The following is a 22,898-nucleotide window of genomic DNA, read 5'->3' as shown; positions in this document are numbered from 1 at the left end:
AGCAGATGTGCAGGGAGACGAGTATGAAGGATATGGCGGGCAAGTGCGCCTTGGTGACGGGGGCCGCCGGGGGGATCGGGCGGGCGATTGTGGCGGCGTTGCAGGCGCGGGGGGCCAGGGTGGCCGGGGCCGATCTGGTTGAAAGCGGTGCTGATCTGACCCTCTGTGGGGATTTGACCGATGCGGGGTTTTGCGATGGCTTGCCGGGGCGGGCGGCAGAGGCGCTGGGCGGTTTGGATATTGTGGTCAACAACGCCGGGATCATCACGCGCGGCAAGATCACTGAGGCCACCGATGCGGATTACACGCGGACCATGGCGATCAATGTCGAAGCGCCGTTTCGGATTTGTCGCGCGGCGATCCCGTTGATGGACGGCGCGGGCGGTGGCGCGATTGTCAATGTCGCCTCGTGCTGGGGGGTGCATCCGGGGCCGAACCATCCGCTTTATGTGATGTCGAAGGCGGCGGTGGCCTCAATGACCCAATGCTTGGGTATGGATCATGCGCATCAGGGGATACGGGTGAACGGGGTGTGCCCCAATGAGGTGAATACGCCGATGTTGCGGTCTGGCTTCGCGGCGCGGGGGTTTGACCCCGACAAGGCGGTTGAGGCGCTCAACGCCTCGGTCCCCTTGGGGCGGATCGCGGAGCCTGAGGACATTGCCGATGTGGTGGTGTTTTTGGCCTCGGATCAGGCGCGATATTTATGTGGGGCCTTGATTGAAGTGAATGGCGGAAAGGCCGTGCAATGAGCGGATTTGAGGGAAAGGTGGCGCTGGTCACCGGTGGGCGCAGCGGCATGGGGGCGGCGACGGCGGCGGCTTTGGCTGCGGGCGGCGCCCGGGTTTTTACCGCGCAGCGCGGCGAGGAGCCGGTGCATGAGGGGATTGCGGCGGATTTCATGGACCCGGGATGCCCTGAACGGATCGTCGGCGAGGTGATGGAGCGCGCCGGGCGGTTGGATATTCTGGTCAATTGTGCCGGAATGATGCGCGAAGGCACGGTTGAGGAGACCAGTGAGGCGGATTGGGCGGCGACGCTTCAGGTGAACCTGACAGCCCCTTTCATGCTGATCCGCCATGCGATGCCGCATCTGAAGCAGCGCGGCGGGGCGATTGTGAATGTGGGCTCGATCGAGGGGCTGGGATCGAACCCGCGGCACCCGGCCTATTGCGCCAGCAAGGGGGGGTTGCATGCCCTGACGCGGGCGGTGGCGGTGGACCATGGCAAGGACGGGGTGCGGTGCAATGCGGTGGCGCCGGGGTGGATTGATACCGAGCTCAATGAGGCTTTCATCGAAAGCCTTGGCGACCCGGCCGAGTTTCGCGCCAAGATCGGTGGGATCCACCCGGTGGGCCGCACGGGCCGGGCCGAGGAGGTGGCGGGGCTGATTGCATGGCTTTTGTCGGATGCGGCGAGTTTCATCACCGGGCAGGTCTGGGCGGTGGATGGCGGGCGTATGGCGCGGTTGAGCTTGCCCTAGACGGGGAAGCGCCTTGCAAGGCGCTTGTTCGCGCGGTTTGGAAAACCGCGCGAACAAGCCCGTTCGAACGGGCTTGGCCCTCTTGACCTTCAGGCCCAGAACTCGCATGTGCAGATCAGCCTAGGGGAGCATTTGCCATGTCGTTTGACCGCACCGTCAAGATCGCACCATCCATCCTGTCCGCCGATTTCGCCAATTTCGGCCAAGAGATCGAAGCCGTTGAGGCGCAGGGGGCCGATTGGATTCATGTGGATGTGATGGACGGGCATTTCGTGCCGAACCTGACCTTTGGCCCGCCGATGTGTGCCGCGATCCGAAAGCACATCAGCACGGTGATGGATGTGCATTTGATGATTGCGCCGGTTGATCCCTATATCGAGGCCTTTGCCGAGGCCGGGGCCGATGTTCTGACCGCGCATCTGGAGGCGGGGGCGCATACCCACCGCACGTTGCAGGCCATTCGCGGGGCGGGCTGCAAAGCCGGTCTGGCGCTGAACCCGGCGACGGGGATCGAAGAGGTTGAGTATCTTCTCGACATGGTGGATCTGATCTGTGTGATGACGGTGAACCCCGGGTTTGGTGGACAGAAGTTCATTCACAGTCAGGTCCAGAAGGTGCGCCGCTTGCGCGAGATGATCGGCGACCGGCCCATTCACATCGAGATCGACGGCGGTATCACGCCCGAGACAGCACCGTTGATGACCGAGGCCGGGGCGGATGTGCTGGTGGCAGGCTCGGCGGTGTTCAAGGGCGGCAGCGTGAGCGACCCTGCGCCTTATGGCGAGAACATGCGCGCCATTCGGGCGGCTGTCGCGGGCTGAGGCGGATTTGGGGGCGTTGCCCCCGCCGCCCTGCGGGCGACTCCCCCAGGATATTTGGGAACAGAAGAAGACGGGCTTGGGGGCTGTTATTGCAGCGCCTGGTCCAGTCGTTTTTGCAGCGGTGCCAGATCATCGATGTTCAGGCGGACGGGCAGGGTGATGACTTTTTGGCGGAAGTCCTTGGGCAGGCGCACGGCGTCTTTTTCCGTGGTGACCAATTGTGCGCCCAAGAGTTTTGCCTCGCCTTCCAGCCGGGTCATCAGCGATTGGGTGAGGGGTTGATGATCTTCCAGCGCCTCGCCGCGGGCGAGGCTGGCGCCGAGGCTTTGCAGGGTGGCGAAAAACTTGCCCGGGTGGCCGATGCCCGCGAAGGCCAGTGCGCGCATGTCGGACCAGTCCATCCCGGTTTGCAGCGGTTCCAATTGGCCCGTGAGGTGCGGGATGGTGATGTGGTGGCCGTAGGCTTGCGCGAATTGCGCTTGCGCGGGGCTTGGGCCGATGGAGAGCAGCAGGTCGGCGCGGGCAAGGCCGGGGCCCAGGGGTTCGCGCAGTGGGCCGGCGGGCAGGCAGCGGGTATTGCCGAAGCCCTTGGCGGCATCCACCACGATCAGGGTGATATCCTTGGCGACATCGGGGTTTTGGTGGCCGTCGTCCATGACGAGGACATCAACGCCAGCGGCCTCTGCCGCTTGGGCAGCGGCGGCGCGGTCTTTGGCGACCCATGTACGCGCGAAGGCGGCGATGAGCAGGGGTTCATCGCCCACCTCCTCGTAGCTGTGGCGGCGTTCGTTCACTTCGACCGGGCCGGGCAGGGACCCGCCGTGGCCGCGCGAGATGACGCCGGGGGTGAGGCCTTGGCTGGCCAGCCATTGCACGAGGGCGATCACCGTGGGGGTTTTGCCGGTGCCGCCCGCATTGAGGTTGCCAACGCAGATCACCGGCACATTGGGCCGGATTTGGGGGGGGCGGGCCACGCGACGGGCGGTGGCGGCAGCGTAGAGCATGCCCAAGGGGGCCAGCAGGCGGGCGCGCAGGCCGGGCCGGTCTGGTGAGGTGAACCAGAAGCGGGGAGTGCGCATCATTCGCCCTCCAGCGCGTCGAGGGTGTCTTGCACCAGATCGAGGATCTGGTCGGTGACGCCCGCGCCTTCGGAAGCCACCTCCCATGCCGCATGCGCCATGGCCGCCGATTGGTCGGGCGGGATGAGCGACACGACGGCGGCGGCGAGGCTGTCGGCATCCTTGACGATGCGGGCCGCGCCCGCCTCGGCATAGCGCGAGTAGCTGGAGAGGTAGCGGCGCACGTTGGGACCATAGAGGATGGCCGAACCGTGGGCGGCGGGCTCATTGGGGTCGCGGCCCCATTGGCCGGGGATGAGCGAGCTGCCCATCAGGGTGATTTGCGCGATGCGATACCAGAGCCCCATTTCGCCATGGGTGTCGGCCAGCAGGACCTGGGTGGTTTCCTCGGGCAAGGCACCGTCGGACCACAGGACATGGCGCCAACCGCCCTCGGACAAGCGATTCTGAAAACTGGTGCTGTCGGTCTCGTCGTCGGGGACGATCACGAGCAGCGAGCGGTGCGCCTGTCGGCTGACTTGCCGGTGAGCGTCGAGAATGATCGAGAGTTCATCGGGGTTTGCCATGGCCGCCAGCCAAACGGGTCGCCCGCGCAGAAGCCCGGCCAGTTCCTCGCGGTCGGATTCGTTGTAGGGCAGCGAAATGGTGCCTTCGCGGAAGGGGCCGGTGATGGCGATATCGGCGTCGGCCAGGCCGAAGCGGCGCAGGATGCCCGCGGTGGCTTCGTCGCGCGCGATAACCTGGGTAAAGAGGCCCAGAAGGGCGCGCGGCATATCCGGGAACCAGCGCCAACTGCGCCGGTTGAACAAGTGTTCGTCGGCATCGAGGAGGTAAAGCGGAATCTCCATCCTGTCGGCGCAACTGAGCAGGGCTGGCTTGAGGTCGCCCCCGGTCCAGAGGCAAAGCGCCGGACGCCAGTGCTTCAGGAAAGTCTCGGCGCTGGCGATGGTATCGTCCGGCAGCGGTTGACGAAGAACGGCCTTGCTATTGCGGTTGACGGGCGCGCTGTCCTCGGGTGTGGTCAGCACCATTTTCAGGCCGGGACGCAAGGCGGCCAGCCGTTGGGCCAGCTGCACCAGCGCGTCGGCCCGGTCGGCATCCACGGCATGCGCCCAGATCAGCGCGCCCTCGGGGCGCGGCGTGTCGGGCGGTGTTTGATCAGTGGTGCCACGGCGGGCATAGGCCAGATAGGCAGCGAGCGAGAGGGACTGCGGCATCGGGTTACCCTTTGGCGCGGCAAGCGCGTGCAACGAGCGGAAAGGCGTAGCGCGAGGCCATGATTGTGCGGTCCTTGGGCGGGGTCAGCGTGGCCAAGCCAGCGTATTCTATTGCTTGTCAGCGTCAAGCGGAAGGCGCTCTTGTGCCATCTTGACGGGGGCGGGGAAAAGCGCCAGTGCAACGGTACCCGAGATGACCGTGAGGCCCGCGTGCCATGAGTAAACCTTTTCTGATCCTGCAATTGCGTCCTGAGAAAGAGGCCGCCGATGATGAATTCGCGGCGATCCTTCGCAAGGGCGGCTTGGAGGAGGCGCAAACCCGCCGGGTGCGGTTGGATCAGGAGGCTTTGCCCGGTGATCTGGATTTGGATGATTTGGCCGGGGTGATTGTCGGCGGCGGGCCGGGCTGCGTGAGTGACGCGCCCGAGGACAAAAGCCCGGTGGAGGCCAAGATCGAGGCGGAGGTGCTTTCGATCATGCCGGAGGTGACGGGGCGCGATCTGCCGTTTCTGGGCTGTTGTTACGGCATTGGCATTCTGGGCAAGCATCTGGCGGGCGAGGTCAGCAAGCTGCGCTATGGCGAGCCGGTGGGCACATCGGCCTGTGCGGTGACCGATGCGGGGCGGGATGACCCTTTGCTGGACGGGGTGCCGGAGCGGTTTGACGCTTTTGTTGGACACAAGGAGGCGCTTCAGGCGCTGCCCGAAGGTTGTGTGCATCTGGTGGCCTCGGAGGCCTGCCCGTTCCAGATGGTGCGGCATGGCCGGAATGTCTATGCCACGCAGTTTCACCCCGAGGCGGACGCGGCGGGGTTTGAGACGCGGATCAAGATTTACAAGCACAAGGGCTATTTCCCGCCGGAAACGGCCGATGACCTGATTGCCATGTGCCGGGCGGCGGATGTCACCGCGCCCGAGGTGATCTTGCGGAATTTCGTGAAGCGGTTTGGTTAGGGTCCTTGGACAATCATAAACCGCCACCAGCGCGAGACGGATTTTGCACAGTGCCAGGCGCTTTGACCGCCGCGATGTGGGTCATCGCAAGGGCAAAGCAACGCAGCGGTGGGCAAAATCCGCCGCGCCCCCAAGGGGCTTCGCCAAAATCGCCCATTTCTGCGTCATTCGAGCTTGAATTAGCCCGCTAGTTCGGCGCTCAAATTCCTTGAACTGAGCGATTTTGGACTGAAACTGGTGACGGTTTATGATTGTCCACGGACCCTAAATCGCCCGACAGGTCGCGCGCACCTTGAGTTCGGGGGCGATGATGGCGTTTTGTGGGGTGGGGTCGGTGCCGATGATTGAGGCGACGATCATTTCGGCGGCGCAGGTGCCGATTTGCGGGGCCGGGATGCGGACGGTGGTGAGCGGTGGTTCGAAATCACGCGAGCCTTTGAAATCGCCGATTCCGGTGACGGTGACATCCTGCGGCACGCGCAGGCCCGCGCGGGCGAGGGCGTGTAGCGCACCCCATGCCAGAACATCATTGCCGCAGAGGATCGCGCTGGGCGTGGGGCCTTGGGTGATGAGGCGGCCCACGGCCTCTTTGGCGTCGGCGATGCTATAGGTGGTTTCGAGGATACGGTGGCGGGGAACCTCGCATCCGGCCTTGCAAAGGGTGTCTTGCATGCCGTCGAAGCGGCGCGCGGCGCGGTCATTTCCTGCAAGCGGCGGGAAAAGCGCGGCAATGTCTTGGTGACCGAGGGTTGTGACGTGTTCGGCGATCAACCGTCCGGCAAGATAATTGTCTGAGCCGACGCAGGGGATGGGCGCGGTTTCATCCACGTTCCATAGAAGGATCGAGGGCGTGTTTTGCTGCCCCAGAAGGCCGTAGGTATCCTTGGAGTGTTCGACGCCAACAAGGGCCATACCATCGACGCGGTGCTCCAGCATCTTTCGGGTCAGGGCATATTCCTGTTCAAGGCTGTAATCATGCGAGGCGAGCAGGATGGTGAAGCCCTGTTCGGCCACGGCATCCGAAAAGCTCTGGATCAGTTCGGCGAAAATCGTGTGGTCGATGGTGGGCACGATGAGGCCGATGGTGCCGCTTCGGATACCATGGATGGTTTGCGCCGCGCGGTTGCGGATATAGCCCAGACGCCGCACCGCCGCGTCGATCTTCTTGCGAGTCGTGGCCTTGACCAGATCGGGGTGGTTGAAGGCGCGCGACACGGTTGAGGGTGAGACCTTTGCAGCCTTTGCGACAGCGATGATATCAGCTTTTTTATCTTTTTGCACAGTGGGTTACCCATGATTTCAGCACTAAAAATGAAAACATTTGCAATACTGTTTTCATGGCTTACCGTTAAAAGTCAACTGGGAGGAAAGGGAGGCCGCCCAAGTGGAATTCATTGGCTACATGGGAGACGTGTTCACCCCTATCAACTTTGCCTTGTTGTTGATCGGCACGATTGGCGGGTTGATCTTGGGGGCGACGCCGGGATTGTCGCCAACCATGGCGGTGGCGCTTTTGATCCCGTTCACGTTCAAATTGGATGCGACGCAGGGCCTGATCCTGTTGGGGGCGGCCTATACCTCGACCGTGGCGGGGGGCGCGGTGAGTGCGATCTTGCTCAAGATACCCGGCGCGCCGGCCAATATCGCCACCACGCTGGATGGCCACACCATGGCGCGCAACGGGCAGGGCGCCAAAGCGCTGCAACTGTCGTTCCTGGCCTCGCTTGTCGGCGGGGTTTTCGGCGTCATGCTGTTGATTTTCCTGACACCGGTTTTGGCGCAATGGGCTTTGGCCTTTGGGCCGTCGCACCTGTTTTGGCTGGCCATTCTGGGGGTCACGGTGATCGGGTCGCTGGATTCCAGTTCGGTGGTCAAAGGGCTTTTATCGGGCTGTATCGGGCTTTGGCTGGCGACCATCGGTTTCGATGACATCATGGGCGCGCAGCGGTTTATTTTTCATGATGCCGTGGCGGGTGGGATAAACATCATTCCGGCGCTGATCGGCCTTTTCGCCATACCGCAGGTAATCACGATGTTCGCCAATGGGCGTAAGCCGTCGGAAGCCGAGGTTTTGAGTGTTGAGCGTCACCCCATTCGCAAGGCGATTTCCGAGGTGGCGCGGCGTACGCGGGCCTTGTCGATCGGGACAGCCGTGGGGTCTTTCATCGGGTTGATCCCCGGTGTGGGTGGGCAGATTGCCGGGCTGGTGGCCTATGACCAGTCCAAGAAGGTGAGTTCGGAGCGCGCAAAGTTCGGCACCGGCCATAGCGAAGGCATCATTGCCGCCGAGAGCGCCAATAACGCCATGGTGGGCCCCAGCCTTGTGCCGCTTCTGACGCTGTCTATCCCTGGCTCGCCCACGGCAGCGGTGCTGTTGGGTGGGTTGCTGATCCATGGGATTTTCCCGGGAAGTGACCTTTTCGACAATCACCCGCAGGTGGCCTGGACCTTCATCAATTCGATGCTGATCGGGCAGATCATGATGTGCATTTTCGGCCTCTATGTGGCCGGGCTTGCCGCACGTGTGGCGCAGGTGCCCAATGCGGTGATGGCCGCTGTTGTACTGGGGTTGGCGGTGTTCGGCAGCTATTCGGTGCAGCATTCCATGGGCGATGTCTATGTCATGGCGGCCCTTGGCACGGGGATGTATTTCCTGGAGCGGTTCGGGTTTTCCGCCGCGCCCTTGGTTCTGGGCCTGATCCTTGGGCCGATTGCCGAGGCGAATTTCGTGCAAGGGTCGATGATCGCCAATGCGACCTCGAACCTTGGGACATATTTCCTGACCGGGCCGCTGAACCTGACGCTGATCGGGATTGTCGTGGCTTCGATCGTTTATTCGGTTTGGATGGAACTGCGCCACCGTCGCTACACCACCAAGGACGAAGCCGTGGCCAAAGAGGAGGCCCTGTCATGAGCGCGATGTGGCAAACCCAACACGTGGTGGCCAGCGGGATTGTCGCCGCAGTGGGCGTCGCTGTGGCCTATATCAGCTATACCGCGCAACCCGCACAGGCCTTCCTGTTCCCGCGGCTGATTTCCACGGTTTTCGTGGTGCTGGCGCTCTGGACCTTTGGCAAGGCTTTGATCGGCAAAACCAAGGTGGGCAACGGATTGAACCGGACGCAGATGATCAATATCGCGCCGGGGCTTGTCGTGGCGCTGATCTATATCTTTTGGGCGGCCAAGGGGCTTGGCTTCTACACCGCCACGACGATCGCCTTTTTCATTCTTCTGACGCTTTACGATCCGGCCCCGCACAACAAGCTGCGGACATGGATCAAGCGCGTTTTGATCACCGCCGGGTTCTTGGCGGTTATGTATGGTCTCTTTGCGATGTTGCTCAAGGTGTACACACCGCGAGAGATTTTCTTCTGAACCGTAACAGCGGCAGAGCCAACCCATGGGAGGACTACCAATGAGAAAACTGATTGCTGCGGCGTCTATGGCGCTTTTGTCACTGACCGGGGCCGCATCGGCGGATGACCACGGAAACTATCCTGAGCGGCCCTTGATGATGATGGTCAGCTATGGGGCCGGTGGGGCCACCGATTTTCAGGCCCGGATCGTGACCATGACGGCGGGCAACGAGGATGCGCTGGGCATGCCGATTGCCATTATCAACAAGCCGGGGGCCGGTGGGCGCGTTGGCTGGAACTGGTTTGCAACGCAAGCCGAGGCCGATGGCTACACGCTGGGCGCTTACAACATTCCGCATTTCATCGCCCAATCGATCGAAGGCGGGGTGAGCTATAGCGCCGACAGCTTTGAGCCGATTGCCAACTGGGGCGCGGACCCGGCGGTCTTCGTTGTGGCCGCCGACAGCCCGTTCAATTCGATGGAAGACGTGGTGAACTATGCCAAGGAGAACCCCGGCCAACTGACCTTCTCGGGCGCGGGGCTTTTCGTGGGGCACCACATCGCCGCGCTTCAGCTTGAAAAAGCGGCGGGTGTGAAGCTGGCCTATATCCCCAACAACAAGGGCGGGGCCGGGGCCATGAAGGCCGTGATCGCCGGTGAAGTGCTGGGCGGGGTGAACAACCTGTCGGATGCCTTCCGGGCGCGCGAAGCGGGCAACGTCAAGATCCTTGGGGTCTTTGATCTTGAGCGCAATGACTTCCTTCCCGATGTGCCGACCATGGCCGAGCAGGGCTTTGATATCGATAATTCCTCGGTCAACTTCCGGGGTGTGATGGTGCCCAAGGGAACGCCGCAGCCGATCATCGACAAGCTGGCGGCCACCGTGCCGGAGATGTTCAAGAATGGCCGTGTCGCGAAGAAGATGAAGGCGGGTGGTAGCCCGATGCACATCATGACCCGCGACGAGGTGCTTGAGATGTGGGCCGCGCGGGAAGAAACCCTGCAAGAGCTTCTTTCGGGCCTGTAATCCAACCTGTCGGGGCGCGTGATTGCGCGCCCCGATCCCCAAACGAGTGAGATCAAGAGATGAACGCGCCAAGCCCCCTTGCCCAACTGGAAGACGTGATTGCCCGCTCCCGTGCCGCGCAGGCCCGGTATGAGGCGGACGGCAGTCAGGCGCGCTATGACCGGGCGGCGCAGGCGGTGGCATGGGCCATCATGGAGCCTTCGCGCAACCGGGCCTTGGCCGAACTGGCGGTCAAGACCACCGGGCTGGGCAATGTGGATGACAAGATCACCAAGAACCATCGCAAGACGCTGGGCCTGATGCGGGACATTAAGGATGCGGTGACTTATGGGGTGATCTCGGACGACCCGGAGACAGGGATTACCGAGATTGCCCGGCCCATGGGGGTGGTGGGGGCGATTGTGCCGTCGACCAACCCGGCGGCGACCCCGGCCAATAACATTATCAATGCTTTGAAATGCGGCAATTCCATTGTTGTGGCCCCCTCGCCCAAGGGGGTGGCCAGTTGCGAGGTGTTGCTGGGCTATATCCATGCGGAATTTGCCAAGATCGGCGAAGACCCGGATTTGGTACAGATGGTTCCGGCGCCGGGATCGAAGGAAAAGACCCAAGCCCTGATGGAGGGCTGCGACAAGATCATCTGCACCGGCAGTCAGAACAACGTGCATCGCGCCCAGACCGCTGGCACCCCGGCGGTGGCCGTGGGGGCGGGCAATGTGACGGTGATTGTCGATGAGAGTGCCGATCTGGCGGCGGCGGCGGAGAAAATCCGCGCCTCGAAGTGTTTCGACAACGCCACCTCCTGTTCCTCGGAGAACGCGGTTGTGGTGGTGGATGCGGTTTATGACGCCTTTATCGAGGCCATGGCGGGTGCCGGTGGGGCCGTGGTGGACGACGAGGCCGCCGTGGTGGCGGCGATGTGGCCCGATGGGCATTTGAACCGCGAGGTGATTGCCCAAGATGCCGACAAGATGATTGCGGCCCTGGGGCTGGAAGGCCAAGTGCCGGAGGGGACGCAGTATATCGCCGTGCCGACCACGGGGATTGGCCCGGATCATCCTTTGAGCAGTGAAAAGCTCAGCCGGGTTCTGGCGCTTTACCGGGCCTCGGATTTCGCAGCGGCCATCGAGACCACCCGCGCCATTCAGTTGCATCAGGGGGCGGGCCATTCCGTGGGGCTGCATAGCAGCGATGCCGACCGGCCCATGGTGCTGGCCCGTGCGATCCCGACCAGCCGGGTGATCGTCAATCAGGCGCATACCTTTGCCACGGGTGGGTCGTTCACCAACGGGATGCCCTTTTCGTTGTCCATGGGGTGCGGATCGTGGGGCGGCAATGCCACGCATGAAAACCTGCATTGGCGGCATTTCCTGCAATCCACCAAGATCGTGCGGGAAACCCCGCCGCGTGAGCCGAGCCTTGAGGATATTTTTGCAGGCTACTGGGACGAGGCCGGAAAATGAGGCTGGATCGGACGACCCCGCCTGAAGGCACCCTGCGCGATTGGCTGGATCAGCGGGCCGAGGCCGGGGGCGTGGCGGTTGTCTTCCCCGAAACCGGGGAGGAGCTGACTTGGGCCGCGTTGCGTGAGGGCGCGATGGGATTTGCCCGGTCGCTGACCGCGCGTGGTGTTGCCAATGGCGAAAGCGTCGCCATCATCGCGCCCAACAGCCGCGAGGCGCTTTGTGCCTTTTACGGAGCCACCTATGGCGGGTTCCGGGCGGTGATGATCAATCTGGCCGCCGGGCGCGATGCGATTGCCTATGCCTTGGACCATTCCGAGGCGCGGTTTGCCTATGTGCACCCTGAGTGCCTTGATCTGTTTGGAGCGGCAGGTGCGAGAATCGAGGCGATTGCGCTGGAGGGGCAAAGTGATGCCTTGTTGCATGACGTTGTGCCCAGTGATCACGCGCTGCTGATGTATACCTCGGGGACCACGGGGCGGCCCAAGGGGGTGGTGCATAGCCATGCCGGCCTTTTGGCGGGCGGTTGGACCACCGCCGTGGCGCATCGGTTGGGCCCGCAGGACCGGGGGTTTTGTGTCTTGCCGATTTACCACATCAACGGGCTTTGCGTGACGGTAATGGGCAGCCTTGTGTCGGGTGGATCGCTGGCCATGACGGGGCGGTTTTCGGCCTCGCAATTCTGGGCGCAGGCGGAGCAGGCTGAGGTCACTTGGTTCTCGGTGGTGCCGACGATCATTTCGCATCTGTTGCATGGCAAGGGGGAGCCGGATGAGGCCTGTCGCGCGCGGTTGCGCTTTGGGCGCTCGGCCTCCTCGGCCCTTGCGGTGGAAACGCAGCAGGCGTTTGAGGCGCGGTTTGGCGTGCCGATTATCGAGACCATGGGATTGACCGAAACCGCGGCGCAAATCCTGTCGAACCCACTGCCGCCCGAGCCACGCAAGATCGGATCGCCCGGTGTTGCCTATGGCTGCGAGGTGCAGATTCAGGATGGTGAGGGGCGCGAGGTGCCGCGCGGCGAGGAAGGCGAGATCGTGGTGCGCGGGCCAAACGTGATGCTGGAGTACCTCAAGAACGCAGAGGCGACCGAGGGGACATTCCGCGATGGGTGGCTGCGCACCGGGGATTTGGCGCGGATGGATGGCGATGGCTATGTTTTCGTGACCGGGCGCTTGAAGGAGTTGATCATCAAGGGCGGGGAAAACATTGCCCCGCGCGAGGTGGATGAGGCGCTTTATACCCACCCCGATGTGGTGGAGGCGGCGGCCTTTGCGCGGGCCTGCACGCGCTATGGTGAAACGGTTGAGGCGGCGGTGCGGGTTTGTGATGGCTCACAGCTTGAGCCAGCGCAATTGATCGAGATTTGCCGCGACAGGCTGGGGCCGTTCAAATCGCCCGATAGGGTGCATTTCATGGCCGAATTGCCCAAGGGGCCATCGGGTAAGATCCAAAGATTGAAATTGGCCGATATCCTACCACCTGTCTGAGCGTCAGGTGATCGCTTCCAGCCGCTCCTTGGACAGATCGCCCGGCACAATGGTGATTGGGATCGGCAGGGTGCCCGAGTTCTTTGTAAGCTGAGTGACCAGCGGGCCGGGGCCTTTCTTGCCGGTGCCTGCGCCGAGAACCAGAACCCCGACTTCGGGGTCGTCCTGCACCTGTGCGATGATCTCGTTCACAGGTTCGCCTTCTCGGATGACAAGTTCGGGGTCGACGCCCTGCTTGTCGCGCATCCATTTGGCGAAGACTTCGAAATGGGCATGGATGCGTTCACGCGCTTCTTCGCGCATGATGTCGCCAACGCCGATCCAGTGATTGAATTCCTCGGGGGGAATCACCGCGAGGATTTCGACGCCGGCCTGCGTGTGCGCGGCGCGCATCGCGGCGAACCGCATGGCGTTGAGACATTCGCGGCTGTCATCCAGCACGACCATAAACTTGCGCATGATCTTTTTCTCCCTCGGGGGCATCATGGGGGCAAACGGCAGAGCACGCAATACACTCCAACGGGCATAGCCCGCCGGGGCCGATCAGTCGAAGGTGCCTGCAACCCGGCCCAGCAGCATGAAGGCGCGGGCGGTACGGGTGTCGGAGAGGTCCGAGATTTCCGCATCGGACGCGGTTTCGGCAAATTGGGTGAACATCTTGTCGAACAGCCGCAGGAAATGGTGCGCGGCATCGCGGAAGATCGTGTCCTGCTTCATGCGCGCGGCGGTCAGCGCCAGTGAAGACCGGTCGCGGATACCGCCAAGCGCGGCAATGGTGCGGCCGCGTTCGCCCTCGGCGAAGCGGCGCCAGATTTCCGGGCGGGCCATGTCGGGGCGCAGATCATCCATGTAGATGCCATCGTGGGACATCAGGGTCAGGATGTCCTGCGCGGCCTGAATCAGTTGCGCCGTGGGGCGATCCTTTAGCGCCTTGCGCAGGGCGGCGAAGCCTTCGCGGTCATTGGCGTTTTCCGGGAAGTTCAGCGCGCGGATGAAATCGGCGCTGTCCAGCGGCGGCTGCATATCCTCGGCGGTGGTGCCGAGCGGCAGGGCGACTTGGTCGTCGCCAGCCTGAGGCGCGGGCTCTGCCGCTGCGGGCCGCGGCGCGGGCGCGGCCGTGCGGATGGTCGAGAAGGTGGCCAGCGCGGTTTCGGTCTTGCGCTGTGCGGCGGCGATTTCTTCGAGTTTCTTGGCCACCGAGGGGTCGCTCAACTCGGACTGTGCCTTGTTCTGACTGACATAGGCCTTGCGAATGGCGTCAATCGCGGTTTGCAAGCGCTGGCTTTCTTCGCGCATCACGCGGCTGGCGCGGGCGGCGGTGACCGCCACCCAGATCATCGCGACGGGCATGAAAATCGCCAGCAGGATCATCACGAAGCGCAGGGCGCTGCCGCCGTCGCCACCATCCGCGTCCATCGTGAGGAAAAATACGGCAGTGCCCAACAGCCAGAAGGCCGTCAGGATGAGTGCGATCACTTCGATCGTGGTGACGCCTGCGGAGGCTGCTTTGCCCTCGAAACCCTTGGCGGCACGATCTTGGCCCTGATTTTGCGACATTCGGGATAGCCTGTCAGATATAGGCGATGTCTAGCACTTCGTAGGATTTTTCACCACCGGGGGTGCGGACTTCGACGCTGTCGCCCTCTTCCTTGCCGATCAGGGCGCGGGCGATGGGCGATTTGATGTTCAGAAGGCCGTTTTCGATGCTGGCCTCGTATTCGCCGACGATCTGATAGGTTTTTTCCTCGTCGGTGTCCTCATCGACCAGCGTGACGGTGGCGCCGAACTTGATCGGGCCCGATAGTTTGGCAGGGTCGATCACCTCGGCAAGGCTGATGACGCCTTCGAGTTCCTTGATGCGGCCCTCGATGAAGCTCTGCTTTTCCTTGGCCGAGTGGTATTCGGCGTTTTCCGACAGGTCGCCATGCTCGCGCGCCTCGGAGATGGCGCGGATGATGGCGGGGCGTTCTTCGGACTTCAGGTGCTTCAACTCGGCCTCAAGGGCGGCAAAGCCCTTGCGGGTCATTGGGATCTTTTCCATCGTCACTATCCACTATTGTTGCGGGGCGCGGGCCTCGGGCCGCCCCCGGCAGGTCTGTCGGCTTGGTCGCGCCAGATTGCCCTGAGCGTACCGGACTTTGCAATAGGCCATGGCACCTGACTGTGCAATGGTGTCGCGATCCCGTGCATTTTGCCGTTTTCAGCCTTATTTAACGTCGTGTTTCAATTGACCTTCAACCGGGCGGCGCGCTAACCACGTGCGCAACTTTGTTACATGAACGAACTGCCCTGAGAAAAGGATGCAAACCATGTCCGATGTGACGCGCGAAGCGATGGAATACGATGTTGTGATCGTCGGGGCGGGGCCTGCGGGCCTTTCGGCTGCGATCCGTTTGAAACAGTTGGACCCTTCGCGTGAAGTGGTGGTTCTTGAAAAAGGCTCGGAAGTTGGGGCGCATATCCTGTCGGGGGCGGTTCTTGATCCTTCTGGGCTGGATGCGCTGATTCCGGACTGGAAGGAAAAGGGCGCGCCCCTGAACGTGCCGGTCAAGGACGACAATTTCTATATGCTGGGTGAAGGCGGGCAAATGCGCATTCCCAACTTCCCGATGCCGCCGCTGATGAACAACCACGGCAATTACATCGTGTCGATGGGCAACGTCTGCCGTTGGATGGCGGAACAGGCCGAGGAACTGGGCGTGGAAATTTTCCCCGGCATGGCCTGTTCGGAAATGGTTTATGACGAGAACGGCAACGTGAAAGGTGTCGTGGCCGGTGAATTCGGCAAGAACCCGGATGGAACGCCCGGCCCTGCCTATGAGCCGGGGATGGAGTTGCATGGCAAGTATGTCTTCTTGTCCGAAGGCGTGCGCGGCAGTCTCGCCAAGGAAGTGATCAACAAATACGACCTGAGCGCCGGGAAAGAGCCGCAGAAATTCGGCCTTGGCATGAAGGAAATCTGGGAGATCGACCCCGACAAGCACCGCGAGGGCAGCGTGACCCACACCATGGGCTGGCCGCTCAATGGCAATGCCGGGGGCGGCTCTTTCATCTACCACCTTGATAACAATCAGGTTTACGTCGGCTTCGTGGTGCACCTGAACTACCGCAACCCGCACCTTTACCCCTACATGGAGTTCCAGCGTTTCAAGCATCATCCGATGGTGGCGGAGCTTTTGAAAGGCGGCAAGCGCGTGGCCTATGGGGCGCGGGCGATTTCCGAGGGCGGTTATCAGTCGATGCCGAAGATGGTGGCACCGGGTGTGGCGATGCTGGGCTGTTCGGTTGGCATGGTCAACGTGCCGCGCATCAAGGGCAACCATAACGCCATGCTGTCGGGGAAAGCCGCCGCCGAGGCCGCGCATGAGGCGATCGAGGCGGGTCGCGCGACCGATGAATTGTCGGCCTATGAAGACGAGGTGCGGACCGGCGCCATTGGCAAAGACCTCAAGAAGGTGCGCAACGTCAAACCGATGTGGTCGAAGTGGGGCCTGACAGCCTCGCTTGCCCTGGGCGGTTTTGATATGTGGACCAACACGCTTAGCTTCTCGCTGTTCGGGACCATGGGCCATGGCAAATCGGATGCCGAGGCGACGGAACCTGCCGATAAGCACAAGGAAATCAGCTATCCCAAGCCGGATGGCAAGCTGAGCTTCGACCGGTTGACCAATGTCAGCTTTTCGATGACCAACCACGAGGAAAGCCAGCCCGCGCACCTGACCCTGAAAGACGACAGCGTGCCGATCAACGTCAACCTTCCCAAATACGATGAACCGGCGCAACGCTATTGCCCGGCGGGGGTTTACGAGGTGGTGCGCGAAGAAGGCAAGGAGCCGAAGTTCGTCATCAACTTCCAGAACTGCGTGCATTGCAAGACCTGCGACATCAAGGACCCCAGCCAGAATATCAACTGGGTCACGCCGCAGGGCGGGGACGGGCCGAACTATCCGAATATGTAAACACAGCGTGATTTTCTGCCTGCGGGGCGGTCTTCGGGCCGCCCCGCATTGCTTTGGGCGGTTGGGCGTACTAGATTTCCGGCGAACTCCGGGCAGATCAAGGCAGGCCAGCGTGACATTCCGAACCCTATCCGCAATCGCCATCGCAACCGTTTTGCAGGCTGCGCCGCCCCCGGCCATGGCCGAGGAGGCATCGGGCGCCTATCTGGCCGCGCGTCAGGCGCGGTATGACCATGATTTCACCGCCGCGGCGGAGTATTTCACCCGTGCCTTGACCCAGGACCAGTCGAACCCGGTCATCATGGAAAACGCTGTTGTCGCGCATGTGGCCTTGGGCAATTTTGACCGCGCCTTGCCGATTGCCCGCAAGATCGAATCCGATGAGCTGCGCAGCCAGGTGGCGCATATGGTCCTTGTCGCCGAAGATGTGCTGCAAGAGGATTACGATGGCCTGCTGGCGCGGCTTGAGGCGGGCAATGGCGTGGGGCAACTGGCCGATGGGCTGATCGCGGCCTGGGCACATCTGGGCCAAGGCGACATGAGCAAAGCCCTGGAATTGTTCGACAGCGTTGCCGGTGAACGCGGTATGCGTGGTTTCGCGATCTATCACAAGGCGCTGGCGCTGGCCTCGGTCGGGGATTTTGAAAGCGCAGACCAGATTTTCGCCGGTGACAGCGACGGCCCGATGCAGCGGACACGCCGTGGCACCCTGGCCTGGGCTGAAGTGCTGAGCCAACTGGACCGCAACGAGGACGCGGTGGCGCAGATCGACGATACATTCGGCACCGATCTGGACCCCGAGATTCAGGTGTTGCGCGACCGTCTGGCGGCGGGCGACAAAGTGCCCTTCAGCATGATAAGCGGGGCATCCGATGGCGTGGCCGAGGTTTTTTTCTCACTGGGGCGCGCCTTGATGAGCGACACGGGCGAGGATTATACCCTGCTGTATTCACGGGTGGCCGAACACCTTAGCCCCGACCACATCGACGCGGTTATCATGTCGGCGCAATTGCTGGAATCGCTGGAGCGCTATGAATTGGCGACCGAGGCCTACAAGCGCGTCCCGCGCGAGCATCCTTCGTTCCTCGCCGCGGAACTTGGCCGGGCCGATACCCTGCGCCGAGCGGAAAAGACCGACGCGGCCATCGAGGTGTTGGAGCAGTTGGCGCAAACCCATCCCGATCAGCCCACGGTGCATGTCTCGGCCGGTGATTTGTTCCGGCAGTTGGAGCAATTCGACGATGCGGCCAGCGCCTATGACAAGGCTATCGCGCTTTACGAGGAACGCGAGGCCGATCAGTGGTTCGTGCATTACGCCCGTGCCATCAGCTATGAGCGGCAAGGCATCTGGGACAAGGCCGAGGCCGATTTCCGCCGTGCGCTTGAACTGAACCCCGAGCAGCCGCAGGTTTTGAACTATCTCGGTTACTCGCTGGTGGAAAAGCAGATCAAGCTGGATGAAGCTCTTGATATGATCGAACGCGCCGTCGAGGCGCAGCCCAACAGCGGCTATATCGTCGATAGCCTTGGCTGGGTTCTTTACCGGCTAGGCCGCTATGACGAGGCCATCGGCCACATGGAACGCGCCGCCGAGCTTATGCCCGTGGACCCTGTGGTGAACGACCATCTGGGGGATGTGCTCTGGGCCGTGGGGCGCGAGACCGAGGCGCGGTTCCAATGGAAGCGCGCGCTGTCTTTCATTGATGATGATACCCCTTTGCAGGACATCGACCCCGACCGTATTCGCCGCAAGCTTGAGGTCGGGCTGGACCAAGTGCTTGAAGAAGAGGGCGCTCCGCCCCTGAAGGTGGCCGATGACGGCGAGTGAGGGGTTTGCTCCGGCGAAGATCAACCTGACCCTACATGTGACAGGGCGCCGTGAGGATGGCTATCACGAATTGGATTCCTTGGTTGTCTTTGCCGATATCGGCGACCGCCTGAGGCTACGTGAAAGCGAAACGACCATGCTGACGGTGGATGGTCCTATGGCGGCGGGAGTTCCGGCGGATGCCAGTAACCTTGTGGTCAAGGCGGCCAGGTTGATGGGGCTTTCCGCCGATATCCATCTGGAAAAGCATCTGCCCAATGCCGCCGGCCTCGGCGGTGGATCGAGTGATGCGGCGGCGACGCTCAAGGCCCTTTCCGAGATGTCCGGCAAACCGCTTCCTGAGGGTCTTCTTGGCTTGGGGGCGGATATTCCCGTTTGCCTGCACGGGCGCGCGGCCCGGATGCGCGGTGTGGGCGAGGCGATCACACCGGTGGCGGGTCTGCCGGAGTTGCACGCGGTTTTGGTGAACCCGAAGCTGCCGGTGATGACAAGAGAGGTTTTTGCCGGGTTGGAGCGGGCCGACAACCCCGCAATGCCGGAAGAACTGCCCAAGTTCGATGACGCGGGTGCCTTGGTGGAATGGCTTGCCACCATGCGCAATGATCTTGAGGCCCCTGCGATGCAGGCCGAGCCGGTCATTCAGCAGGTTTTCGATGTGCTGTCGGTCACGCCGGGGTGCCATTTGACGCGCATGTCGGGATCGGGGGGGACGTGCTTTGGCCTTTATTCCGATGCGGAAACGGCGGCCTCGGCGGCCGGGCGTTTGCGGGAACAACACCCAAGCTGGTGGGTCGAGGCAGTGCGCCTCAATGCCTCAGAGCCTTAATTGACCCGCGCGACCACGTAATCGGCCAGATCAATCAACATGCGGCGTACCGGATGATCGGGCAGAGCCTGCATGGCAGTTTTCGCCTTTCCGGCCCACATCAGGGCGTCCTGACGCGTGGCCTCAAGGGTGCCGTGCTTGTTCAGAAGGGAAAGGGCGTGATCCAGGTCGCCGTCTTCCTGCTTGCCCTTCTCGATCGTGCGGGTCCAGAAGGCGCGCTCTTCGGTGTCGGCCATGGCCACGGCCTTGATCACCGGCAGGGTCAGCTTGCGTTCACGGAAATCGTCACCGACGTTCTTGCCGGTGGCCGCACTGTCGCCTTGGTAATCCAGCAGATCATCAACGATCTGGAAAGCAATGCCAAGCGCATCGCCGTAGTCGAACAGCGCGCGCACCTGATCTTCGGGCGCGCCCGAGAGGACGCCGCCGGTTTCGGTGGCCGCCGAAAAGAGGGCGGCGGTCTTGCCGCGCACGATTTGCAGGTAGGTGTCTTCGCCGGTGTTCAAATCCTGCGCGGCGCTGAGTTGCAGAACCTCGCCTTCGGCAATCACGGCGGCGGCGTTTGACAGGATATCCAGCACCCGCAGGTTGCCGGGTTCGACCATCAACTGGAAGGCGCGGGCAAAAAGGTAATCGCCCACCAGAACGCTTGATTTATTGTCCCACAGCAAGTTCGCCGTGGGCCGACCGCGACGCTGTTCGCTTTCATCGACCACGTCATCGTGCAGCAGGGTGGCGGTATGGATGAACTCCACCGTTGCCGCCAGATGCACGTCAAATTCGCCGTCATAGGCGCAAAGATTGGAGGCCGCCAGCGTCAGCATCGGGCGCAGGCGCTTGCCGCCCGCCTCGACCAGATGGGCCGTGACCTCGGGGATACGGGGAGCGTGGCGCGAGGCCATGCGCGTGCGGATCAGGGTGTTCACCGCCTCCATCTTGTCGCTCAGATGTGCGGCCAGTTCCTCATGCGGTTTTGTTGCAGCGTGGTCCAATACCATCACACTCCCGTCACACCGGTCGACAAATCCCGCGCGGTGCCCTTATGTCATCCCCATGAAACAGCTTTTTCGCACCACCGATCCGACATTGATCCCGTTCGCCCAAGCGCTGCTTCAGGGCGAGGGTATAGACTGCTTTGAAATGGACGTAAATATGAGCGTCCTTGAAGGTGGGATCGGGATATTCCCGCGTCGTCTGATGGTGGGGGAGCGCGATTTTGACCGCGCGCGCCGGGTGCTTGAGGATAACGGGATCGAGGTGGATGGCTGAACATTGGCCCGATGATGCGCTCAGCCGAGATGAGTTTCTGGGCGGGCAATTGCGCCTTTGGCAGCCCAAGCAAGGGTATCGCGCGGGGGTGGACCCCGTTTTGCTGGCCGCCAGCGTGCCCGCGCGTGAGGGCGACAGCGTGTTTGATCTGGGCTGTGGGGCCGGTGTTGCGGCGCTGTGCGTGGCGCAACGGGTGCCGGGGGTGCAGGCAGTCGGGCTTGAGGTTCAGCCGGGCTATGCCGCATTGGCGCGGCGTAATGCCAATGAGAACGGTTTGGCGCTTGAGGTTGTCGAGGGGGACCTTGCGCAGATGCCAGAGGCCCTCAAGCAACGCCAGTTCGCCCATGTTCTGGCCAATCCACCCTATTTTGACCGCAACGCGAGTACGAAGGTAAGCGATGCAGGCCGGGAGGTGGCGCGCGGTGAGGCAACGCCGCTTGAGGCTTGGATCACGGCGGCGGCAAAACGCTGTGCGCCCAAGGGCACGGTGACGCTGATCCAGCGGGCCGAGCGCCTGCCCGAGATGCTAGGCCATGCGGCAAAGCACTTGGGCAGTCTTGAGGTCCTGCCGCTGATTCCCCGCAAGGGTCGCGCGGCACGGTTGGTTTTGCTGCGCGGGCGCAAGGGCGGGCGTGCGGCATTTCGTCTGCACGATGGCTGGGTTCTGCATGAGGGGGACAGCCACCCGGGGGACCGGGAAAACTACAACGCGGCAACAACTTGCATTCTAAGGCTTGGGGCCCCTTTGCCGTTCCCGGACTAAAAGATTTAAATTGGACTCGCAATTTTTTGCGTAATTCGCGGTTGCAGCGTGACAGAATTGTAAAACTGTGCTGCACTGGAGGTGTTCACACCATCCAGAGAGGAGATACGCATATGAGCTTGAGTTCGCATGTCGAGCAACTGAAAATGAAACATCAGGATCTCTCGGAACGGGTGGAAGAGGCGCAGCGCGCCCCCGGCACCAGCGATCTGGAAATCGCGGACCTCAAGAAGCAAAAGCTTCGTATCAAGGAAGAAATCGAACGCCTGAGCGAAAGCGCCTAACGGGCCACGCGCGGCACATCGCCCGCGTTTATCAGCTCAAAATGACGGTCGTGTTCGCTGACCACGGCCGTCTGATCGCGCAGCCAAGAACGAAACGCGGCAATATGGGGCCGTGTCTCGGTGCCTTTTACGCATAAAATCCGGTAATGCGCCTCGGTCCGCAGGCCAAGGCGGTAGGGAGCAACCAACCGTCCCTCGCTCAACAATCGCGCGGCCAGCGATATCCGCCCAAGGATCACGCCCGCCCCCGACAGGGCGGCGTCAAGCGCGTGGTCGGCTTGCGAAAAACGTTGCCCCGTCCAATCGCGGGCGGGCAGGCCAGCCGCCTGAAACCACGCGGGCCAGTCGCAGGGCGGGTCGAGAAACCGGATATCATCCTGATGCAGCAGTTGCGCCCCGGCCAGATCGGCGGGGCCCGGCATCTGTTTGGCCAAATCGGGGGTCATCATCGGGGTGACCCATTCATCCAGAAAGCGTTCCTCGTAAAGATCGGGGTCCGGGCCATAGCCAAAGCGTATGGCCACGTCGACACCGTCCCGACCCAGGTTCACCAAGCCCAACCCGGCGCTCAGCCGCAGTTCGATCTCGGGGTGGGCTTGGGCGAAACTGTAAAGCCGTGGGGCCAACCATGCGGCGGTAAAGGCGGGGCCCGCGGTGACGGTGAGCGAGGCATGATCATTCACCCGCCGTGCCGCGCGCCATGCTGCGGTCAGCGTTTCAAAGCCGTCCTTGGTGCCGGGGGCAAGGGCGCGGCCCGCTTCGGTCAGTTCCACGGCGCGGTTGAGGCGGCGAAAGAGCGACGCGCCCAAATGCTCTTCCAATGATTTGATCTGGAACGACAGGGCGGCGGGGGTCACGTTCAACTCTGCCGCCGCCTGTTGAAAAGACATGTGCCTTGCTGCGGCGTCGAAGGCGCGTAGGGCGGTCAAAGGGGGGAGGCGGTCCGGCATTTCAGTTAAGTATCATTTAAGTGAAGTGATAGAAAGTCTCGTTTGCGGGCTTTGATCGTGGGGTGCATATTGGGTGCAGTCAAGAAATACTGCATCCAACAGAAAGGATTGCCCGATGATCGAAGTTGCCAG

At 62.3% G+C, this 22,898-nt stretch carries 23 protein-coding genes; 15 read left to right on the top strand and 8 right to left on the bottom strand.

From position 1 onward, the window contains the following. Positions 1-23 precede the first annotated feature (23 nt). The 3 genes from QZ498_RS01890 (at position 24) to rpe (ending at position 2,304) form a co-directional block, all read left to right on the top strand. On the top strand, positions 24-752 hold the full coding sequence (locus tag QZ498_RS01890; protein ID WP_294619650.1) for an SDR family NAD(P)-dependent oxidoreductase: 729 nt from the start codon (positions 24-26) through the stop codon (positions 750-752). Then, positions 749-1,483 (top strand): SDR family NAD(P)-dependent oxidoreductase, encoded by a 735-nt coding sequence (locus QZ498_RS01885; protein WP_294619648.1) that lies wholly within the window; start codon positions 749-751, stop codon positions 1,481-1,483. Before QZ498_RS01890 ends, QZ498_RS01885 begins: the two co-directional genes overlap by 4 nt. A 137-nt stretch (positions 1,484-1,620) precedes the next feature. Further along, positions 1,621-2,304, top strand: a complete 684-nt coding sequence (rpe, locus tag QZ498_RS01880) for a ribulose-phosphate 3-epimerase (RefSeq protein WP_294619646.1) — start codon at positions 1,621-1,623, stop codon at positions 2,302-2,304. Between the two features lie 86 nt (positions 2,305-2,390). On the opposite strand, the gene lpxK is transcribed toward rpe, so the two are convergent. Further along, entirely contained in the window at positions 2,391-3,383 is a 993-nt protein-coding gene (gene lpxK / locus QZ498_RS01875; protein ID WP_294619706.1) for a tetraacyldisaccharide 4'-kinase, read from the bottom strand. After that, positions 3,383-4,600 (bottom strand): glycosyltransferase N-terminal domain-containing protein, encoded by a 1,218-nt coding sequence (locus QZ498_RS01870; protein WP_294619644.1) that lies wholly within the window; start codon positions 4,598-4,600, stop codon positions 3,383-3,385. The genes lpxK and QZ498_RS01870 overlap by 1 nt, the downstream gene beginning before the upstream one ends. 215 nt (positions 4,601-4,815) lie before the next feature. Between QZ498_RS01870 and QZ498_RS01865 the strand changes: the two genes are divergently transcribed. Continuing rightward, on the top strand, positions 4,816-5,553 hold the full coding sequence (locus QZ498_RS01865) for a glutamine amidotransferase (RefSeq protein WP_294619642.1): 738 nt from the start codon (positions 4,816-4,818) through the stop codon (positions 5,551-5,553). Positions 5,554-5,817: 264 nt separating this feature from the next. Here QZ498_RS01865 and QZ498_RS01860 read toward each other — a convergent pair whose 3' ends face one another. Next, positions 5,818-6,834, bottom strand: coding sequence for a LacI family DNA-binding transcriptional regulator (locus QZ498_RS01860; RefSeq protein ID WP_294619640.1), 1,017 nt, complete (start codon positions 6,832-6,834; stop codon positions 5,818-5,820). Positions 6,835-6,937: 103 nt separating this feature from the next. Between QZ498_RS01860 and QZ498_RS01855 the strand changes: the two genes are divergently transcribed. From QZ498_RS01855 to QZ498_RS01835, 5 genes are read left to right on the top strand one after another with little or no spacing between them, the layout of a single operon-like run. Further along, complete coding sequence (locus QZ498_RS01855; RefSeq protein WP_294619638.1) at positions 6,938-8,467, top strand: tripartite tricarboxylate transporter permease; 1,530 nt, start codon at positions 6,938-6,940, stop codon at positions 8,465-8,467. Continuing rightward, positions 8,464-8,928: a tripartite tricarboxylate transporter TctB family protein gene (locus tag QZ498_RS01850; protein ID WP_294619636.1), complete on the top strand. Its 465-nt coding sequence runs from the start codon at positions 8,464-8,466 to the stop codon at positions 8,926-8,928. Before QZ498_RS01855 ends, QZ498_RS01850 begins: the two co-directional genes overlap by 4 nt. A 40-nt stretch (positions 8,929-8,968) precedes the next feature. Then, a complete protein-coding gene (locus tag QZ498_RS01845) occupies positions 8,969-9,937 on the top strand; it encodes a tripartite tricarboxylate transporter substrate binding protein (protein WP_294619635.1) in 969 nt (322 codons plus the stop codon). Between the two features lie 59 nt (positions 9,938-9,996). Then, complete coding sequence (locus QZ498_RS01840) at positions 9,997-11,400, top strand: aldehyde dehydrogenase family protein (protein WP_294619634.1); 1,404 nt, start codon at positions 9,997-9,999, stop codon at positions 11,398-11,400. After that, entirely contained in the window at positions 11,397-12,887 is a 1,491-nt protein-coding gene (locus QZ498_RS01835) for a class I adenylate-forming enzyme family protein (RefSeq protein WP_294619633.1), read from the top strand. Before QZ498_RS01840 ends, QZ498_RS01835 begins: the two co-directional genes overlap by 4 nt. A gap of 3 nt (positions 12,888-12,890) precedes the next feature. Here QZ498_RS01835 and QZ498_RS01830 read toward each other — a convergent pair whose 3' ends face one another. From QZ498_RS01830 to greA, 3 genes are all read right to left on the bottom strand, one after another. Next, positions 12,891-13,346, bottom strand: a complete 456-nt coding sequence (locus QZ498_RS01830; protein WP_294619631.1) for a universal stress protein — start codon at positions 13,344-13,346, stop codon at positions 12,891-12,893. A gap of 84 nt (positions 13,347-13,430) precedes the next feature. Next, on the bottom strand, positions 13,431-14,444 hold the full coding sequence (locus QZ498_RS01825; protein WP_294619629.1) for a hypothetical protein: 1,014 nt from the start codon (positions 14,442-14,444) through the stop codon (positions 13,431-13,433). A gap of 13 nt (positions 14,445-14,457) precedes the next feature. After that, complete coding sequence (greA, locus tag QZ498_RS01820; RefSeq protein WP_294619627.1) at positions 14,458-14,928, bottom strand: transcription elongation factor GreA; 471 nt, start codon at positions 14,926-14,928, stop codon at positions 14,458-14,460. Positions 14,929-15,196: 268 nt separating this feature from the next. Here greA and QZ498_RS01815 point away from each other — a divergent pair, with 268 nt between their 5' ends. The 3 genes from QZ498_RS01815 to QZ498_RS01805 all read left to right on the top strand — a co-directional run bounded on the left by QZ498_RS01815 (position 15,197) and on the right by QZ498_RS01805 (position 19,500). Then, the gene (locus tag QZ498_RS01815; protein ID WP_294619625.1) at positions 15,197-16,846 is read left to right on the top strand and encodes an electron transfer flavoprotein-ubiquinone oxidoreductase; all 1,650 of its coding nucleotides are present in this window, start codon (positions 15,197-15,199) and stop codon (positions 16,844-16,846) included. A 112-nt stretch (positions 16,847-16,958) separates the two neighbouring features. Continuing rightward, positions 16,959-18,674 (top strand): tetratricopeptide repeat protein, encoded by a 1,716-nt coding sequence (locus tag QZ498_RS01810; protein WP_294619623.1) that lies wholly within the window; start codon positions 16,959-16,961, stop codon positions 18,672-18,674. Beyond that, positions 18,661-19,500 carry a 4-(cytidine 5'-diphospho)-2-C-methyl-D-erythritol kinase gene (locus tag QZ498_RS01805; RefSeq protein ID WP_294619621.1) on the top strand — a complete coding sequence of 280 codons (840 nt, stop codon included), beginning with the start codon at positions 18,661-18,663 and terminating at the stop codon, positions 19,498-19,500. The genes QZ498_RS01810 and QZ498_RS01805 overlap by 14 nt, the downstream gene beginning before the upstream one ends. On the opposite strand, the gene QZ498_RS01800 is transcribed toward QZ498_RS01805, so the two are convergent. Next, entirely contained in the window at positions 19,497-20,498 is a 1,002-nt protein-coding gene (locus tag QZ498_RS01800) for a polyprenyl synthetase family protein (protein ID WP_294619619.1), read from the bottom strand. The two genes, QZ498_RS01805 and QZ498_RS01800, sit on opposite strands and share 4 nt — an antisense overlap. 55 nt (positions 20,499-20,553) lie before the next feature. Here QZ498_RS01800 and QZ498_RS01795 point away from each other — a divergent pair, with 55 nt between their 5' ends. The 3 genes from QZ498_RS01795 to QZ498_RS01785 all read left to right on the top strand — a co-directional run bounded on the left by QZ498_RS01795 (position 20,554) and on the right by QZ498_RS01785 (position 21,816). After that, positions 20,554-20,769 carry a DUF2007 domain-containing protein gene (locus QZ498_RS01795; protein ID WP_294619617.1) on the top strand — a complete coding sequence of 72 codons (216 nt, stop codon included), beginning with the start codon at positions 20,554-20,556 and terminating at the stop codon, positions 20,767-20,769. Beyond that, on the top strand, positions 20,762-21,532 hold the full coding sequence (locus QZ498_RS01790; RefSeq protein ID WP_294619615.1) for a methyltransferase: 771 nt from the start codon (positions 20,762-20,764) through the stop codon (positions 21,530-21,532). Before QZ498_RS01795 ends, QZ498_RS01790 begins: the two co-directional genes overlap by 8 nt. A gap of 113 nt (positions 21,533-21,645) precedes the next feature. Next, a complete protein-coding gene (locus QZ498_RS01785) occupies positions 21,646-21,816 on the top strand; it encodes a YdcH family protein (protein WP_294619614.1) in 171 nt (56 codons plus the stop codon). On the opposite strand, the gene gcvA is transcribed toward QZ498_RS01785, so the two are convergent. Continuing rightward, positions 21,813-22,766, bottom strand: coding sequence for a transcriptional regulator GcvA (gcvA, locus tag QZ498_RS01780; RefSeq protein WP_294619613.1), 954 nt, complete (start codon positions 22,764-22,766; stop codon positions 21,813-21,815). The genes QZ498_RS01785 and gcvA overlap by 4 nt on opposite strands. Positions 22,767-22,898 lie beyond the last annotated feature (132 nt).

It is taken from the genome of uncultured Roseovarius sp., assembly GCF_913057115.1.
GTDB lineage: Bacteria > Pseudomonadota > Alphaproteobacteria > Rhodobacterales > Rhodobacteraceae > Roseovarius.
Note: the sequence above shows the minus strand (reverse complement) of the source record. Positions and strands in the feature narration are given on the sequence as shown.

What these genes read in the sequence shown, in the direction of transcription:
- greA (WP_294619627.1), bottom strand. Translation starts at nt 14,928, where the DNA reads ATGGAAAAGATCCCAATGACCCGCAAGGGCTTTGCCGCCCTTGAGGCC.
- gcvA (WP_294619613.1), bottom strand. Translation starts at nt 22,766, where the DNA reads ATGCCGGACCGCCTCCCCCCTTTGACCGCCCTACGCGCCTTCGACGCC.
- QZ498_RS01850 (WP_294619636.1), top strand. Translation starts at nt 8,464, where the DNA reads ATGAGCGCGATGTGGCAAACCCAACACGTGGTGGCCAGCGGGATTGTC.
- QZ498_RS01865 (WP_294619642.1), top strand. Translation starts at nt 4,816, where the DNA reads ATGAGTAAACCTTTTCTGATCCTGCAATTGCGTCCTGAGAAAGAGGCC.
- QZ498_RS01795 (WP_294619617.1), top strand. Translation starts at nt 20,554, where the DNA reads ATGAAACAGCTTTTTCGCACCACCGATCCGACATTGATCCCGTTCGCC.
- QZ498_RS01840 (WP_294619634.1), top strand. Translation starts at nt 9,997, where the DNA reads ATGAACGCGCCAAGCCCCCTTGCCCAACTGGAAGACGTGATTGCCCGC.
- QZ498_RS01790 (WP_294619615.1), top strand. Translation starts at nt 20,762, where the DNA reads ATGGCTGAACATTGGCCCGATGATGCGCTCAGCCGAGATGAGTTTCTG.
- QZ498_RS01830 (WP_294619631.1), bottom strand. Translation starts at nt 13,346, where the DNA reads ATGCGCAAGTTTATGGTCGTGCTGGATGACAGCCGCGAATGTCTCAAC.
- QZ498_RS01815 (WP_294619625.1), top strand. Translation starts at nt 15,197, where the DNA reads ATGTCCGATGTGACGCGCGAAGCGATGGAATACGATGTTGTGATCGTC.
- QZ498_RS01870 (WP_294619644.1), bottom strand. Translation starts at nt 4,600, where the DNA reads ATGCCGCAGTCCCTCTCGCTCGCTGCCTATCTGGCCTATGCCCGCCGT.
- QZ498_RS01785 (WP_294619614.1), top strand. Translation starts at nt 21,646, where the DNA reads ATGAGCTTGAGTTCGCATGTCGAGCAACTGAAAATGAAACATCAGGAT.
- QZ498_RS01845 (WP_294619635.1), top strand. Translation starts at nt 8,969, where the DNA reads ATGAGAAAACTGATTGCTGCGGCGTCTATGGCGCTTTTGTCACTGACC.
- rpe (WP_294619646.1), top strand. Translation starts at nt 1,621, where the DNA reads ATGTCGTTTGACCGCACCGTCAAGATCGCACCATCCATCCTGTCCGCC.
- QZ498_RS01890 (WP_294619650.1), top strand. Translation starts at nt 24, where the DNA reads ATGAAGGATATGGCGGGCAAGTGCGCCTTGGTGACGGGGGCCGCCGGG.
- lpxK (WP_294619706.1), bottom strand. Translation starts at nt 3,383, where the DNA reads ATGCGCACTCCCCGCTTCTGGTTCACCTCACCAGACCGGCCCGGCCTG.
- QZ498_RS01805 (WP_294619621.1), top strand. Translation starts at nt 18,661, where the DNA reads ATGACGGCGAGTGAGGGGTTTGCTCCGGCGAAGATCAACCTGACCCTA.
- QZ498_RS01835 (WP_294619633.1), top strand. Translation starts at nt 11,397, where the DNA reads ATGAGGCTGGATCGGACGACCCCGCCTGAAGGCACCCTGCGCGATTGG.
- QZ498_RS01825 (WP_294619629.1), bottom strand. Translation starts at nt 14,444, where the DNA reads ATGTCGCAAAATCAGGGCCAAGATCGTGCCGCCAAGGGTTTCGAGGGC.
- QZ498_RS01885 (WP_294619648.1), top strand. Translation starts at nt 749, where the DNA reads ATGAGCGGATTTGAGGGAAAGGTGGCGCTGGTCACCGGTGGGCGCAGC.
- QZ498_RS01800 (WP_294619619.1), bottom strand. Translation starts at nt 20,498, where the DNA reads ATGGTATTGGACCACGCTGCAACAAAACCGCATGAGGAACTGGCCGCA.